Source organism: Xanthomonas sp. SHU 308 (assembly GCF_000364645.1).
GTDB classification, from domain to species: domain Bacteria; phylum Pseudomonadota; class Gammaproteobacteria; order Xanthomonadales; family Xanthomonadaceae; genus Xanthomonas_A; species Xanthomonas_A sontii.
The window spans coordinates 1-14,967 of record NZ_AQOK01000628.1 but is presented as its reverse complement, the minus strand read 5'-3'; the positions used below and the strand labels follow the sequence as shown (position 1 = coordinate 14,967).

Below are 14,967 nucleotides of genomic sequence, written 5' to 3'. Positions count from 1 at the left end.
CAGGGCCGCCCAGCCGCAGGCCAGCAGCACCGCCGCCACGATCGCCACGCCGCCGCCGCGCGGCGTCGCCACGGTGTGGCTGCGCCGCTCGCCCGGCGCGTCCATCAACTTGCGTTTGAGTGCGTACTGGCGCGACAGCCAGGTGCCGGCCGCGCTGAACACCCCGAGCGCCAAGAGCAGCGCGGCTCCTGCGATGGGCACTACACCACCGCGTAGTTGAGCAGGGGCTTGACCGTGCCCCACTCCTTGCAACTGGGGCATTGCCAGTGGTGGGTGCGCGCGCCGAAGCCGCAGCGGGTGCAGCGGTAGCTGGGATTGCGCACCAGCAACTGGTCGGTGATGTGCTTGAGATCCTGCAGTGTCGCGGTGGAATCGGCGCCCTCGGCCAGGGTCAGGTCGATCAGCGCGGACTCGCCGCGCACCGACGGCCGATCCTTGAGCTGCCGGCCGAGGTAGGAACGCGCGGCGGAAATGCCTTCCTGCGACTCCATGAGCCGGGTCAGCGCCAGCACCGGGGCGATGCCGCGGTAGTGCTCGGTCATCTCCGACAGGAACGCGCGCGCGCCGCTGAGATCGTCGCCGCGGCGGTAGCACTCCATCAGCGCCGGCATGATCTCCGGCAGGTAGTCCGGGTCGTGACGCGCGGCGCGCTCGAAGGCGCGGATGGCGGCCTCGTCGTTGCCGTCGTCGACATCGATGCGCCCTTCCAGGATGCCGGCGCGCACCGACTTGGCATCGGCCTGGTAGGCGCGCGCGATCGCCTCCCGCGCCAGGTCGTTCTTGCCCGAGGCGCGATAGCGGTCGGCCAGTTCGCATTCGAACTGGGCGATCAGCTTGCCCATCGGCTCGCCGGTCACCTCTTCGTAGCGGGTGGCGTTGTCGATGGCCTTTTCCCAGTCGCGTTCGGCCTGGTAGATGCCGATCAGGTGCTTGAGCGCCTGCGGCGCACGCTGGTCGATCTGCGCCAGTTCGGTGAACACGGTTTCGGCGCGGTCCAGCAGCCCCGACTTCATGTAGTCCTCGCCCAGCGCCAGCAAGGCCTGCACGCGCTGCGCGTCGCTCAGATCGCCGCGCTGGACCAGGCCCTGATGCAGGCGGATGGCGCGGTCGACCTCACCGCGGCGGCGGAACAGGTGGCCCAGCGCGACCTGGGTCTCGAAGGTTTCCTTGTCCAGTTCGGCGATATGCAGGAACAGCTCGATCGCCTTGTCCGGCTGCTCGTTGAGCAGGTAGTTGAGGCCGCGGAAATAGGTGCTGGACAGCCGGCTGACCTGGGTGTCGCCATGGCGCTGGCCGCCACGGCGGCCGATCACCCAGCCGCTCAATGCCGCCAGCGGCAGGAACAGGAAGAACCAGAACCACTCGGTCAGAAAGTCCATCGAAGATCAGCGTCCGTCCAAGGGCTGGTGGGCATGGGGAGAGACCGGCGCAACGGCCGGGGTCGCGGCGTTCGCGGCCTTGTTGGCGCGACGCAGCTTGGCATACAGGGGGATCACCAGGGCCGCCAGGACCAGCGAGGCGCCGATCAGCACGCCGGCGAACAGCGAGACGATGATGGCGATGCCGGAGGTGGTGGCGATGCTGGAGAACACGAAGTTGATCTGGATCGGCTGCGAATTGAGCGACCCGATGACCAGGCCGGCCAACAGCAACACCAGCAGGATCAGCAGTCGTGCAATCTTCATGAGCAACTCCAGCGTCGGGAGACACTAGATTAGCCGAACAGGCGTGGATTCCGGCAAGCGCCGGACGCCGGGCTCAGGGCGTGTCGGATTCGACCGGGACGACGCCACTCACGCGCTCGCGCAGCTCCTTGCCGGGCTTGAAATGCGGCACGTGCTTGCCAGGAAGCGCGACGGACTCGCCGGTCTTGGGATTGCGTCCCAGGCGCGGCGGTCGGTAATGCAGGGAAAAGCTGCCGAAGCCGCGGATCTCGATGCGATCGCCGCCGGACAGGGCGCCGCCCATCATTTCCAACAACGACTTCACCGCCAGATCGACGTCGTCCGACTTCAGATGCGCCTGCTTGCGCGCCAGGATTTCGATCAGCTCGGATTTGGTCATTTACGGATGCGTGCAGTGGGGGTCGCAACCTGGCACGGCCCGGGAACACCGGGCCGTGCCAGTAACGCTGCGTGTGGCGGATTACTAGGACTTGTTGCCGTTCAGCTGCGCACGCAGCAGCGCGCCCAGCTGGGTGGTGCCGCCCGACGCGGACTGGTATTCCTCCAGCACTTCGCGCATTTCGGCATCGTCCTTGGCCTTGATCGACAGCTGCAGGGTGCGGCCCTTGCGGTCCATGCCCACGAACTTGGCTTCGATCTTGTCGCCGACCTTCAGGTGCTGGCTGGCGTCGTCGACGCGCTCGTTGGCGATGTCGCGCGCGGCGACGTAGCCTTCGATGCCGTCGGCCAGGTCGATGGTGGCGCCCTTGGCGTCCACTTCACGCACCACGCCCTCGACCTTCGAGCCCTTCGGGTTGGCGGCCATGTACTGGCCGAACGGATCCTGCTCCAGCTGCTTGACGCCCAGGCTGATGCGCTCGCGCTCCGGGTCCACCGCCAGCACCACGGCTTCCAGCGTGTCGCCCTTCTTGAAGTTGCGCACGATGTCTTCGCCGGTGGTGTTCCAGCTGATGTCGGACAGGTGCACCAGGCCGTCGATGCCGCCGTCCAGGCCGATGAAGATGCCGAAGTCGGTGATCGACTTGATCTGGCCGGACACCTTGTCGTTCTTCTTGTGGGTGGCGGCGAAGGTTTCCCACGGATTGGCGGCGACCTGCTTCATGCCCAGCGAGATGCGGCGACGCTCTTCGTCCACGTCCAGCACCATCACTTCGACTTCGTCGCCGACCTGCACGACCTTGGACGGGTTGACGTTCTTGTTGGTCCAGTCCATCTCGGATACGTGCACCAGGCCTTCCACGCCCGGCTCGATCTCGACGAACGCGCCGTAATCGGTGACGTTGGAGACCTTGCCGAACACGCGGCTGTTGGCCGGGTAACGACGCGCGATGTTGTCCCACGGATCCTCGCCCAGCTGCTTCAGGCCGAGGCTGACGCGGTTACGCTCGCGATCGAACTTCAGCACGCGCACGTCCAGCTCGTCGCCGACGTTGACCACTTCGGACGGATGGCGCACGCGCTTCCAGGCCATGTCGGTGATGTGCAGCAGGCCGTCGATGCCGCCCAGGTCCACGAACGCGCCGTAGTCGGTCAGGTTCTTGACCACGCCCTTCAGGATCGCGCCTTCCTGCAGCTTGTCCATCAGCTGCTCGCGCTCTTCCGAGTGCTCGCTCTCGACCACCGCACGACGCGAGACCACCACGTTGTTGCGCTTGCGGTCCAGCTTGATCAGCTTGAACTCCAGTTCCTTGCCTTCCAGGTAGGCCGGGTCGCGCACCGGGCGCACATCCACCAGCGAACCGGGCAGGAACGCGCGGACATCCTTGATGTCCACGGTGAAACCACCCTTGACCTTGCCGCTGATGCGGCCGGTGATGGTCTCGTTCTTCTCCAACGCTTCTTCCAGCTCGTCCCACACCATGGCGCGCTTGGCCTTCTCGCGCGACAGCACGGTCTCGCCGAAGCCGTTCTCGAGCGAGTCGAGCGCGACCTTGACCAGGTCGCCTTCGGCGACGTCGATTTCGCCAGCGTCGTTACGGAACTGCTCGATCGGCACGATGCCTTCGGACTTCAGGCCGGCGTTGATCACCACCACGTCGCCGCGGACTTCCACGACGGTACCGGTGACGATGGCGCCGGGCTTCAGCTTGGCCAGGTTGGCTTGGCTGGCTTCGAACAGTTCGGCAAAAGATTCGGTCATTTGAAATTACTCTAGTGGACACACGGACAGGGCGTTTTCTTCTGGAAAACAGCGACTGTCCACCTGTTAGTCGGCCCGAACAGCGGCCGGGTGTGGAATGGAAAAACCGCAGCGCGGAATTGCGCAGCGGAGCCTTTGACGCTATCGGTGGAACATGGATGTTGCGGGTGTAACGAGGAACCGGTGGCGTGCATGACGCCACCAAACTGCTGCCCTGCCCTGCGTGCCGCTCAGACCGGCAGCAACTGCAGGACGCGGCCCACCACCTGGTCGATGTCCATGCCGGTGGTATCGAGGAGGACGGCATCGTCTGCCGGCCTCAGCGGGGCCACCGCGCGTTGCGCATCGCGTGCGTCGCGGGCCATGATCTCGCGCAGCAGGTCGTCGAATATAACCGAAACCCCTTTTTCCTTCAACTGCTTATGCCGGCGCTGGGCGCGCTCCTCGGCGCTGGCGGTCAGGAACACCTTGTACGGGGCGTCCGGAAAAATCACCGTCCCCATGTCGCGACCGTCGGCGACCAGCCCCGGCGGGGTGCGGAAGGCGCGCTGGCGCTGTTTCAGCGCCGCGCGCACCTCGGGGATGGCGGCGATCGCCGAGGCCACCGCACCGGTGGTCTCCAGGCGCAGTTCGTCGGTGGCATCGGCGCCGTTGATCCGCACCCGCAGACCGCCATCGGCGACCTCGTCGAACTCCACTCGGGTGTCGAACGTGCAGCGCACCAGGGCGGCGGCGTCGGAAATGTCCAGATTGGCCCAGCTGGCCGCCACCCCGACCGCCCGGTACAGCGCCCCCGAATCCAGGTAATGCCAGCCCAGGCGGGCGGCGACGATGCGGCTGACGGTGCCTTTGCCGGCCCCGGAAGGGCCATCGATGGTCAGGACGGGAGCGGGCTCGTTCATGCGGTTCCTCGGACGGGGGGCGGCGCATTGTAGCGCCGACGCCGGCCGGGCTGGCGCAAGCAGTTGAAACCATGAAGAAAACCAGGCTACAATCGCCGGCTTACTGATCCCGCGCCATGGTTTCGGCCGTGCCGCCCTCCTTCGAATCCACAAGTTTACGCCGAGGTGTGCCATGAAAGTCCTGTCCTCCCTGAAGTCGGCGAAGGCCCGTCACCGCGACTGCAAGGTGGTCCGCCGCCGCGGCAAGGTCTTCGTGATCTGCAAGTCCAACCCCCGTTTCAAGGCGCGTCAGCGCTGATCCGACCCGGCCTGCCCTGCCGCGCCGCGCGCAGCGGTGGCCGGTCGTCGACGAAAGCCGCCTTCGGGCGGTTTTTTGTTATCGAAGTTTGCTGTAATCGGCGCTCGTCCTCTGGGGAGTACACGTGATGAAGCATCGTCTGTCCGTCCTGCCGCTGCTGGCCGTGTTGGGCCTGGCCGGCGGCGCCCACGCCGAGACCCTGCTGGTCGACCGGGTCAAGGAAGAGCCCGCCGCGGCGCTGCCGACCCGCGGCCTGAGCATGGCCCAGGTGCAGGCGCGCTACGGCGCACCGCAGCAGAAGCTGGAGCCGCGTGGCGGCCAGAAGCGGCAATGGCCGACCATCAACCGCTGGGTCTATCCGGCCTTCACCGTGTACTTCGAGAAACAGAAGGTGGTGGACGTGGTCGCCAACAAGGCCGACGCCAACGAGATCGGCCCGAAACCCGCGATCCGCTGACGCCGACCCTGCGCCCGGTCGCGCGTGCGCCTGGCCGAGCACCCCAGCACTGCCGCGTCGCGGTCGCCCAGCCGCGGCGCGGCGCAAAGCTCCCGCGCCCCGCCGGTGCGGGATACGAACGACACACACCCTGGCGCGATGCCGGGCACAACCTGAGTAGTGGTCGCAATGACTGATCGTCTTCGCCTTCCCGCGGAATGGGAGCCCCAGTCCGCCATCCTGATCGCCTGGCCGCATGCCGGCACCGACTGGGCCGAGCGCCTGGCCGAGGTCGAGGAAACCTACATCGCCCTGGTCGCGGCGATCGTGCGCTTCCAGCGGGTGCTGATCTGCGTGGCCGACGCCGATCTGCAGATCTACGCCGAGGCGCGGCTGCGCTCGGCGCGGGTGGACATGCAGCGGGTGCGCTTCGTCGAGGCCGAGTACGACGACACCTGGCTGCGCGATTCCGGCCCGATCACCCTGGCGCGCGCCGGCGGCGGCTTCCAGTTGCTGGACTTCCGCTTCACCGGCTGGGGCGGCAAGTTCCAGGCCAGTCGTGACGACCAGTTGGTGAGCGTGCTGGCCGAGCAGGGCCTGTTCGCCGACAGCGACGTGCGCCGCATCGACTTCGCCCTGGAAGGCGGCGCCATCGACTGCGATGGCGCCGGCACCCTGCTGACCACCTGGCAGTGCCTGCACGAGCGCCACCCGCAGCGCAGCCGCGAATCGCTCAGCCACGACCTGGCCGACTGGCTGGCGCAGCAGCGCGTGCTGTGGCTGGACCACGGCTACCTGGAAGGCGACGACACCGACGCGCACATCGACACCCTCGCCCGCTTCGCCGGGACCGACGCCATCGTCTACCAGGCCTGCGACGACGCCGGCGATTCGCACTACGCCGAGCTGCAGGCGATGGGCGCCGAACTGGCCGCGTTGCGTACCGCCGAGGGCGCGCCCTATCGCCTGTTCCCGCTGCCGTGGGCGCAACCGGTGATCGATCAGGGCCGGCGCCTGGCCGCGTCCTACGCCAACTTCCTGATCGTCAACGGCGCGGTGCTGATGCCGGCCTACGGCGACGCGGCCGATGCGCAGGCGCAGGCGGTGATGGCGCAGGCCTTCCCGCAGCACGAGATCGTGCCGATCCCCTGCCGCGCGCTGATCTGGCAGAACGGCAGCCTGCACTGCATCACCATGCAGCTGCCGGCCGGACTGCTGGCGGACTGAACCGCCGCGCCTGCGCCGCACGCCGGCGCAGCACCGAGCACCCGCGCCGCCGCCACGCGTGGCGCGGGATTCATCTCCCCGGAACCTGCCGCGCGGCCATCCGCGCTACCATGCCGGTTTACCGCGAACCTTGATTCCGCAATGACCCGAACCACTCTTTCCGTCGCGCTGATCCAGGAGCGCAACCACGGCGACGCCGCGGCGAACCTGGCAGCGATCGAATCGCGTGTGGCCGAGGCCGCCGCGCAGGGCGCGCAGCTGGTGCTGCTGCAGGAACTGCACAACGGCGCGTACTTCTGCCAGCACGAATCGGTGGACGAATTCGACCTGGCCGAGCCGATTCCCGGCCCCAGCACCGAGCGCCTGAGCGCGCTGGCCAAGCGCCATGGCGTGGTCCTGGTCGGCTCGCTGTTCGAGCGCCGCGCCGCCGGGCTGTACCACAACACCGCGGTGGTGTTCGAAAAGGACGGCAGCCTGCTGGGTAAGTACCGCAAAATGCACATCCCCGACGATCCGGGTTTCTACGAGAAGTTCTACTTCACCCCGGGCGATCTGGGCTTCACCCCGATCCAGACCTCGGTCGGCCGCCTCGGCGTACTGGTGTGCTGGGACCAGTGGTATCCGGAAGCGGCGCGGCTGATGGCCCTGGCCGGCGCCGAACTGCTGCTGTACCCGACTGCGATCGGCTGGGACCCCAGCGACGAACAGGCCGAGCAGGAACGCCAGCGCGATGCCTGGATCCTCAGCCATCGCGGCCATGCCGTGGCCAATGGCGTGCCGGTGCTGAGCTGCAACCGGGTCGGCCACGAGCCGTCGCCGCTGGGCGCGTCGGGCATCCAGTTCTGGGGCAACAGCCACGTGCTCGGCCCGCAGGGCGAGTTCATCGCCGAGGCCGGTGGCGAGCCGACCGTGCTGGTCTGCGACGTGGACCTGCAGCGCAGCGAGCACGTGCGGCGAATCTGGCCGTTCCTGCGCGACCGCCGCATCGATGCCTACGGCGATCTGCTGAAGCGCTACATCGACTGACCCGCAGCGCCGTGCCGGGTCTGTGCGTGTGCGGCGCCGCTCCCCGCGGCTCAGCGCGACCCCGCCGCAGGCGCCGATGCCGATCGCGGCCGATGTCCTCACACCCCCATGCCCGCTGAGCCCCGGCGCTGCCGAGGCGCCCTCCGATGAGTGATGGAATGAACAAACTTTCCCAGGCCGACGGCGATGACGCGCTGTTCGACGGCCAGCCGTACCGCATCGTCGAACGCGACGGCATCCGCTATACCCTACTCGGCACCGCGCATGTGTCCCTGGCCAGCGTCGCCGCGGTGGAACGGGCGATCGGCAGCGGCCGTTTCGATGCGGTGGCGGTGGAACTGGATCCGCAACGCCTGCAGGCGCTGACCGATCCGGACGCGCTGACCAAGCTGGACCTGGTGCAGGTGATCCGCAAGGGCCGCGTGGCCCTGTTCGCCGCCAACCTGGCGCTGGCCGCCTACCAGCGGCGCCTGGCCGAGCAACTGGGCATCGAGCCCGGCGCCGAACTCAAGCGCGCAGTCCTGCTGGCGCGCGAACGGCAGTTGCCGGTGTACCTGATCGATCGCGAAGTCGGCCTGACCTTCAAGCGCGCCTCCAGCCGGCTCGGCTTCTTCGGCAAGCTGAAGCTGGCCAGCGGCCTGCTCGGCGGCTTGTTCGCCTCCGACGAGGTCGGCGAGGCGGAGATCGAGAAGCTCAAGCAGGGCGACATGCTCGAAGCCAGCTTCGGCGATTTCGCCAGCGAGAGCCCGGCGCTGTACGACACCATCATCGCCGAGCGCGACCGCTACATGGCCACGCGCCTGCGCGAGGAACAGGCGCAACAGCGCGCGCTGCCGCTGGCCGGCAATGCCGAACCGCTGGATGGCGCGCCGTCGACCGGCGTGCGCGACGTGCTGGCGGTGGTCGGCGCGGGCCACCTGGCCGGCCTGGCGCGGCACCTGCAGGGCGACCAGGACGACCCGGCGACGCTGCGCAAGGCGCTGGAAGAGGTGCAAACCAAGAAGAAGGTGCCGTGGATCACCCTGACCCTGACCGCGCTGGTGCTGGGCGGCGTGGCCTGGGGCTACTGGCACGGCGGCTTCGCCCTGGGCACCGACCTGCTGCTGCAGTGGGTGCTGTTCACCGGCGGCCTGGCCGGGCTGGGCTGCATCCTGGCCGGCGGGCATCCGCTGAGCGTCATCGCTGGCGCCATCGCCGCGCCGCTGAAGCCGTTCCGCCCGGGCGTGCCGGCCGGGGCGTTCAGCGCCCTGGTCGAAGTGCACATGCGCAAGCCGGCCTATGGCGATTTCCTGGCGCTGCGCGACGATGCGCAGAACCTGCGCGGCTGGTACCGCAACCGCGTCTCGCGGGTGGTGCTGACCTTCCTGCTGACCAACCTGGGCAGCATGCTCGGCGTGTGGCTGGCCGGCTTCCGCATCTTCGGCAAGCTGGCCGGTTGAGTACCCGCCGCGCGGCGGCGGCAACTGTCACCGCGCTGGTTCGCCTTTGTGGGAGGGGCTTCAGCCCCGACGCCTCGGCGCTACGGCGTCGGGGCTGAAGCCCCTCCCACATGTCGTTTGGAGCAGCGACAGAGCCTCCGGATCAGGACACCATCTGCGCAGCCATGCCGCGACGCCCACGCGCACGCCGCACCAGGTTGGCCACGCCGTTGCTCAGATCGTCCAGGATCGCGTAGATGGTCGGCAGGAACAGCAGGCTGACCACGGTCGAGAACGCCAGGCCGCCGGCGATGGCGCGCGCCATCGGGTAGTAGGCCGGGCCGTCGCCGAACATCTGCGTGGTGGTCAGCGAGATCGGCACCATCGCCAGGATCGCCGTGCCCATGGTCATCATGATCGGGCGCAGGCGCTCGCGCGAGCCTTCGATCAGCGCCTCGGTACGGGCCAGGCCGCGCCGGCGCAGGTTGTTGATGTGCTCGATCATCACGATGCCGTTGTTCACCACCACGCCCATCAGCACCAGGATGCCGATGAAGGCCATGATCCCGAAGCTGGTGCCGGTGATCCAGAACAGCCAGAACACGCCGAACACCGAGAACAGCACACCGCTCATGATCGCCACCGGGAACAGCAGCGATTCGAACATCGCGGCCATGACCACATAGATCATCACCAGCGCGATCAGCAGGTTGAACAGCATCTGCTTGCTGGCCTGGTCGTCGTCCTGGCCGTCCGCGCCGTCGAAGCTGTAGCGGTAGCCGACCGGAAAGCTGACTGCGTTGAGGGTGTCCTCGATCGCCTGTTTGGCTTCCGGCGCGGTGACCTTGGCGCCGAGGTTGGCGGTGATGGTCAGCGTGGTCTGCCGGTTGGTACGGGCGATCTGGGTCGCGGCCGCGCGCGGCTGCGTCTCGACCAGGCTCAGCAGCGGCACGCTGCGCCCGTCCTGGGTGCGCACGTTGAAGCTGTCCAGGTCTTCCGGCGAGGTCTGTTCGGCGCCGGCGAAACGCACCCACACCGGCACCTCGTTGTCGCCGTGGCGGAACTCGCGCAGCGACGCGCCGCGTAGCGCCAGGCCGACAAAGCTGGCGACCTGCTCGGCGCTGAAGCCGAACGCGGCGGCGCGCTCGCGGTCCACCCGCACCGCCAGTTCGGCGCTGCGATCGCCGCTGTCCACGCGCACGTCGCGCAGCTCCTTGCGCCGCGCCAGCACCGGCACCACGTCGTCGGCGAGCGCGCGCAGCGCCTCGGTGGAATCGCCGACCAACTGCACCTGTACGGTCTGCCCGCCGCCGTTGCCGCCATCGCCGCCGTTGCTGTTGCCGACGTGGAAATCCACCCGCGCCGAGCGCGGCAGTTCCTTGCGGATGCGTTCCATCAGTGCCGGCAGGTCGCGGACCTGCTTCAGATCGACGGTGAGCGTGGTGCTGCTGCCCTCCTCCTCGCTGAACCAGGAATACACCTGGGTCACGTGGTATTGCGCGCGGCGCGCGTCGATGAAGCGTTCCAGCCGGGTCACTTCCTCGGCCATCTGCTCGCGCGTGTAGGCGCCCTTCCACTGGTAGCCGATGAAGACCTGCTCGCCGCCGTCGCCGCCGAACATGTCCTTCTTGGTCTGCAGCATCGGGATCACGCTCAGTGCGCTGATCAGCACGATCGCGCACACGCTCCAGCCGCGATGCGCCAGCGACCAGGCCAGCACCCGCGCGTAGCGGCGCTGCAGGCGCGGGATCAGCCCGTGCGGGGAATGCAGCAGCGCCGGGGTGCGCATGCGCGCCGACAGCATCGGGATCAGGCTCACCGCCACCAGCCACGACGCCAGCAGCGACACCGAGATGGTGATGGCGATCTGCGACATGAAGATGCTGATGTTGTTGGTCTCGCCGAACAGGTTCGGCAGGAACACGATGCAGTGGCACAGGGTGCCGGCCGACAGCGCGATGGCGACATTGCGGGTGCCGAGGATGGAAGCGCGCTGCGGCTGGTCGGGCATGCGCTCGCGCTCCTGGTAGATGCTCTCCACCACCACCACCGCGTTGTCCACCAGCATGCCCACCGCCAGCAGCAGGCCCATCATGGTCAGGATGTTGAGGGTGACCCCGGCGAAGTACATGAAGCCCAGGGTGATGGCGAAGCAGATCGGGATCGCCAGGGTCACCATCAGGGTCGACGGCCAGTGCCGCAGGAAGAAGAACAACACCGTCACCGACAGCAGCAGGCCGACCGCGCCGGCTTCGGCCAGTTCCGCCAGCGAGGAGGTCACCGCCTTGCCCTGGTTGTCGATGACCTTGATCTGCACGTCGCTCAGCGCCGGCTGCTTGCGGATCTGCTCGACCTCGGCCAGCACCGCGCGCGAGACCTCGACCAGATTCGCGCTGCGCTCCTTGAACACGTCCAGGCCCACCGCCGGGCGCCCGTCCAGGCGCCGGCCGTAGCTCATCCGGGTCGGCTTCAGCCGCACCTCGGCGATGTCGCCCAGGCGCAGGCCCTTGGCGTCGATGACCAGGTCGCGCAGCTCCTGCAGGTCGCGCAGCTCGCCGACCGGCTGCACCCGCAGGCGCTGGCCGTTGTCGTCGATCTGCCCGGCCGACAGCGAGAAGTTGAGCTTGCCCAGGCGCTCGCTGAGCTGGTTGAGGCTGAGGTTGTGCGCGCTGAGCCGGTCCGGGGCGATGGCGATCTCGACCTCGTTCGGCGGCGCGCCGGACACCGACACCTTGGCCACCCCGGGAATGCGCTCCAGGCGGCGCTTGAACTCGCGGTCGAGCATGTCGTACGCGCCGGTCAGGTCGGCCGCGCCGGCCAGGCGCACTTTCAACACCGGCTGGTCGCTGCTGGACCACTTGAACACGTTGTAGCGCCGCAGGTCGGCCGGCAGGTCGGCGCGGATCGCGTCGATACGCTCGCGCGCATCGGAGGCGGCGATGGCGATGTCGCGGTCCCAGTCGGAGAACTCGATGAAGATGTTGGCGCCGTCGGCGGTGGCGGTCGAGCGCATGCGCTTGATCCCGGTCATCGTCGCCAGCGCTTCCTCGGTCGGCCGCACCAGGTTGCGCTCGACCTCGTCCGGAGTGGAGCCGGTGTACGGCAGCTGCACGAACAGGAACGGCGCGGAGATGTCCGGCAAGGCCTCCAGCGGCAGGCGGAAGGCGGCGATCAGCCCGACCACCACCAGCGACACGAAGCACATGATGGTGGTGACCGGACGGCGGATGCTGAACTCGGCGACGCTCATGCCGGCGCGCCCTCGCCGTCCTGCAGGCGCTGCTCGCCGTTTTCACGTTGCCGCGCACGCCGCCCGCGTTCGGCGTAGTACGCGTCGGCGCGGCGGTCCAGGCGGTCGTAGACCACCGGGATCACCAGCAAGGTCAGCAGCGTGGACACCAGCAGCCCGCCGATCACGGTGATCGCCATCGGCGCGCGCACCTCGGCGCCCTCGCCGCTGGCGATCGCCAGCGGCAGGAAGCCGAACAGCGTGCACAGCGTGGTCATCACGATCGGCCGCAACCGCGAGCGTGCGCCTTCGATCAGCGCCGCGCGCTTGGCCACGCCCTCCTCGCGCAACTGGTTGACCTTGTCGATCAGGATGATCGCGTTCTTGGTCACCAGGCCCACCAGCAGGATCAGGCCGATGAACACCACCACCGACACCGGCTTGCCGGTCAGCAGCAGCGCCAGCACCGCGCCGACCAGCGCCAGGGGGATGGTGAACAGGATGACGAACGGATGCAGCAGCGACTCGAACTGCGAGGCCATCACCAGGTACACCAGGAACACCGCCAGGCCGAACGCGAACAGCAGCGAGCGCGCCGATTGCGCCAGTTCCTCGCCCTGCCCGCCGATGTGCATGCCGACGCCGGCGCCGAGCGGATCGCGCGCCACCATCTCGCCGACCTCGCGCACCGCCGTACCCAGGTCGATGTCGCGCAGATTGGCCGAGACGATCGCCACGCGGATCTGGTCGGCGCGGTGGATCTCGCTGGGACCGGTGGTGGCGACCACGTCGGCGACCGCGTCCAGGGTCACCGGCCGGCTGCTGCCCGGATTGACGATCAGCCGGCGGATGCTGTCGACGCTGGCGCGGTCGCTCTGCTGCGCGCGCACCAGCACGTCGATCTTGCGGTCGCGGAAGCTGTAGCGGGTGGCGACGTCGCCGCGCACCTTCTTCACCACCACGTCGGCGATCTGCCGCGTGGTCAGCCCCAGCGCGCCGGCACGTTCCTGGTCGAAGCGGATCTGGATCTCCGGGAAGCCCTCCTCCACCGTGGATTTGACGTCGGCGAAGTGGCCGTTGCCGCGCAGCAGCGCCGCCAGCTTCTGCCCGGCGTGCTGGATGGTCTGCAGATCCTGGCCGCGCAGTTCGATCTCCAGCGGCGTGGAGAAACTGAACAGCTCCGGCCGGCTGAAACCGACCTGCACGCCCGGATGGTTACGCATCGTCGCGCGCATGCGCTCGCTCTGCTGCGCCTCGAACTGCGCGCTGCCGCCGCCGGCCATGGCGATGGTCAGCTTGCCGATGTTCTCGCCGCTCTCGGTGGGGTTGGCGTCGAGCCGGGTGCCGCTGCCGCTGACGCCGTATAGCGCCTGCACGCCCGCGTCCTTGCCGTGGACCTCCTGCAGTTCGCGCACCAGCGCATCGGTCTGCCGCAGCGGCGTGCCGGCCGGCAGCTTCACCGTCATCTCGAAGCGGTCCTGCGCCAGCTGCGGGATCAGGTCGGCGCCCAGCAGCGGCGCCACCGCCAGGGTCGCGGCGAAGGCCAGCGCCGCCAGTCCCAGCACCCAGCCGGGACGCGCCAACGCACCCGGCAGCAGCCGCAGATAGCCACGCTCGGCCAGCGCGTACGGCGCCATCGCCAGGGCGCTGGCCTTGCGCATCACCGGGGCGACCACCGCCACCGCACCGCGCCACAGCCGCACGCACAGCCAGGCCGCGCCGAAGAACACCCCGCGCACCGCTGCACCTGCGCCGCGCCGGCTCCAGGCCAGCGGCTTCAGCCAGCCGCGCCGCGGCTGCCAGTGCGGCGGCGCCGGCTCCACCGGGAACGCCAGCGGCGCACGGCCCTTCAGCGAGCTGAGCATCGGGATCAGCGTCATCGACACCACCAGCGAGATCGCGATGGCGATCGCCACAGTCAGCGCCTGGTCGCGGAACAGCTGCCCGGCCACGCCCTCCACGAACACCAGCGGCAGGAACACCGCGATCGTGGTCAGGGTCGAGGCGACCACCGCCATGCCGACCTCGCGGGTACCGACGATCGCCGCATCCAGCACGCTCAGACCGCGCTCGCGCGCCTTGGCGATGCTTTCCAGCACCACGATCGAGTCGTCCACCACCAGGCCGGTCGCCAACGCCAGGCCGCCCAGCGACATCACGTTGAGGCTCAGGCCGAGCCGATCCATGAAGAAGAACGTGGTCACGATCGACACCGGCAGCGACAGGCCGATCACGAACGTGCTCCACCCATCGCGCAGGAACAGGAAGATGATCAGGATCGCCAGCAGGCCACCGATCACCGCGTCCTTCTTGACGTCGCCGATGGCGTGTTCGATGAAGCGCGACTGGTCTTCCAGCGTGGTCAGCTCGGCGTCGGCGGGAATCTGCGCCTGCAGTTGTTCCAGGCGCTTGCGCAGCGCCGCCGCGGTGGCCACGGTGTTGGCGTCGCCCTCCTTGTAGATGGCCAGTTCCACCGCCTCCTTGCCGCCCAGGCGGATGATCGCCTCGCGCTCCTTGTAGCCCTGCCGCACCTGCGCCACGTCCTTGAGCCGGATCGGCATGCCGCCGGCGACGGTGGTGGTGGTGCTGGAGGTCGCGCTCTGCGC

At 68.5% G+C, this 14,967-nt stretch carries 12 protein-coding genes and 1 pseudogene; 5 read left to right on the top strand and 8 right to left on the bottom strand.

Translation table 11 applies throughout. From position 1 onward, the window contains the following. The 6 genes and pseudogenes from D588_RS25220 to cmk all read right to left on the bottom strand — a co-directional run. Positions 1 to 261 (bottom strand): annotated as a pseudogene (locus tag D588_RS25220) (lipopolysaccharide biosynthesis protein); the annotation flags it as partial. Beyond that, positions 201 to 1,379 (bottom strand): lipopolysaccharide assembly protein LapB, encoded by a 1,179-nt coding sequence (gene lapB / locus D588_RS0117630; protein ID WP_017916917.1) that lies wholly within the window; start codon positions 1,377 to 1,379, stop codon positions 201 to 203. The pseudogene D588_RS25220 and the gene lapB, both read right to left, overlap by 61 nt. Positions 1,380 to 1,385: 6 nt before the next feature. After that, complete coding sequence (locus D588_RS0117625) at positions 1,386 to 1,685, bottom strand: LapA family protein (protein WP_017913729.1); 300 nt, start codon at positions 1,683 to 1,685, stop codon at positions 1,386 to 1,388. Between the two features lie 73 nt (positions 1,686 to 1,758). Further along, the gene (locus tag D588_RS0117620) at positions 1,759 to 2,064 is read right to left on the bottom strand and encodes an integration host factor subunit beta (protein WP_010342890.1); all 306 of its coding nucleotides are present in this window, start codon (positions 2,062 to 2,064) and stop codon (positions 1,759 to 1,761) included. 84 nt (positions 2,065 to 2,148) lie between these two features. Next, positions 2,149 to 3,825 carry a 30S ribosomal protein S1 gene (gene rpsA, locus D588_RS0117615; RefSeq protein ID WP_017916916.1) on the bottom strand — a complete coding sequence of 559 codons (1,677 nt, stop codon included), beginning with the start codon at positions 3,823 to 3,825 and terminating at the stop codon, positions 2,149 to 2,151. Between the two features lie 230 nt (positions 3,826 to 4,055). Then, positions 4,056 to 4,727 (bottom strand): (d)CMP kinase, encoded by a 672-nt coding sequence (cmk, locus tag D588_RS0117610; RefSeq protein ID WP_017916915.1) that lies wholly within the window; start codon positions 4,725 to 4,727, stop codon positions 4,056 to 4,058. 172 nt (positions 4,728 to 4,899) lie between these two features. Here cmk and ykgO point away from each other — a divergent pair, with 172 nt between their 5' ends. From ykgO to D588_RS0117585, 5 genes are all read left to right on the top strand, one after another. Then, a complete protein-coding gene (gene ykgO, locus D588_RS0117605) occupies positions 4,900 to 5,025 on the top strand; it encodes a type B 50S ribosomal protein L36 (RefSeq protein WP_010342887.1) in 126 nt (41 codons plus the stop codon). Positions 5,026 to 5,152: 127 nt separating this feature from the next. After that, positions 5,153 to 5,482 (top strand): hypothetical protein, encoded by a 330-nt coding sequence (locus tag D588_RS0117600; protein ID WP_017913727.1) that lies wholly within the window; start codon positions 5,153 to 5,155, stop codon positions 5,480 to 5,482. A 168-nt stretch (positions 5,483 to 5,650) separates the two neighbouring features. Beyond that, a complete protein-coding gene (locus D588_RS0117595) occupies positions 5,651 to 6,688 on the top strand; it encodes an agmatine deiminase family protein (RefSeq protein ID WP_017916914.1) in 1,038 nt (345 codons plus the stop codon). 141 nt (positions 6,689 to 6,829) lie between these two features. Beyond that, the gene (locus D588_RS0117590; protein ID WP_017916913.1) at positions 6,830 to 7,714 is read left to right on the top strand and encodes a carbon-nitrogen hydrolase; all 885 of its coding nucleotides are present in this window, start codon (positions 6,830 to 6,832) and stop codon (positions 7,712 to 7,714) included. Between the two features lie 158 nt (positions 7,715 to 7,872). Further along, the gene (locus tag D588_RS0117585; RefSeq protein WP_017916912.1) at positions 7,873 to 9,153 is read left to right on the top strand and encodes a TraB/GumN family protein; all 1,281 of its coding nucleotides are present in this window, start codon (positions 7,873 to 7,875) and stop codon (positions 9,151 to 9,153) included. A gap of 142 nt (positions 9,154 to 9,295) precedes the next feature. Here D588_RS0117585 and D588_RS0117580 read toward each other — a convergent pair whose 3' ends face one another. Together D588_RS0117580 and D588_RS25215 are read right to left on the bottom strand one after the other, a co-directional pair. Continuing rightward, positions 9,296 to 12,382: an efflux RND transporter permease subunit gene (locus D588_RS0117580; RefSeq protein ID WP_017916911.1), complete on the bottom strand. Its 3,087-nt coding sequence runs from the start codon at positions 12,380 to 12,382 to the stop codon at positions 9,296 to 9,298. Further along, the coding region (locus tag D588_RS25215) for an efflux RND transporter permease subunit (protein WP_017916910.1) at positions 12,379 to 14,967 on the bottom strand (2,589 nt) is incomplete at its 5' end. The genes D588_RS0117580 and D588_RS25215, both read right to left, overlap by 4 nt.

What these genes read in the sequence shown, in the direction of transcription:
- lapB (WP_017916917.1), bottom strand. Translation starts at nt 1,379, where the DNA reads ATGGACTTTCTGACCGAGTGGTTCTGGTTCTTCCTGTTCCTGCCGCTG.
- D588_RS0117625 (WP_017913729.1), bottom strand. Translation starts at nt 1,685, where the DNA reads ATGAAGATTGCACGACTGCTGATCCTGCTGGTGTTGCTGTTGGCCGGC.
- D588_RS0117620 (WP_010342890.1), bottom strand. Translation starts at nt 2,064, where the DNA reads ATGACCAAATCCGAGCTGATCGAAATCCTGGCGCGCAAGCAGGCGCAT.
- rpsA (WP_017916916.1), bottom strand. Translation starts at nt 3,825, where the DNA reads ATGACCGAATCTTTTGCCGAACTGTTCGAAGCCAGCCAAGCCAACCTG.
- cmk (WP_017916915.1), bottom strand. Translation starts at nt 4,727, where the DNA reads ATGAACGAGCCCGCTCCCGTCCTGACCATCGATGGCCCTTCCGGGGCC.
- ykgO (WP_010342887.1), top strand. Translation starts at nt 4,900, where the DNA reads ATGAAAGTCCTGTCCTCCCTGAAGTCGGCGAAGGCCCGTCACCGCGAC.
- D588_RS0117600 (WP_017913727.1), top strand. Translation starts at nt 5,153, where the DNA reads ATGAAGCATCGTCTGTCCGTCCTGCCGCTGCTGGCCGTGTTGGGCCTG.
- D588_RS0117595 (WP_017916914.1), top strand. Translation starts at nt 5,651, where the DNA reads ATGACTGATCGTCTTCGCCTTCCCGCGGAATGGGAGCCCCAGTCCGCC.
- D588_RS0117590 (WP_017916913.1), top strand. Translation starts at nt 6,830, where the DNA reads ATGACCCGAACCACTCTTTCCGTCGCGCTGATCCAGGAGCGCAACCAC.
- D588_RS0117585 (WP_017916912.1), top strand. Translation starts at nt 7,873, where the DNA reads ATGAACAAACTTTCCCAGGCCGACGGCGATGACGCGCTGTTCGACGGC.
- D588_RS0117580 (WP_017916911.1), bottom strand. Translation starts at nt 12,382, where the DNA reads ATGAGCGTCGCCGAGTTCAGCATCCGCCGTCCGGTCACCACCATCATG.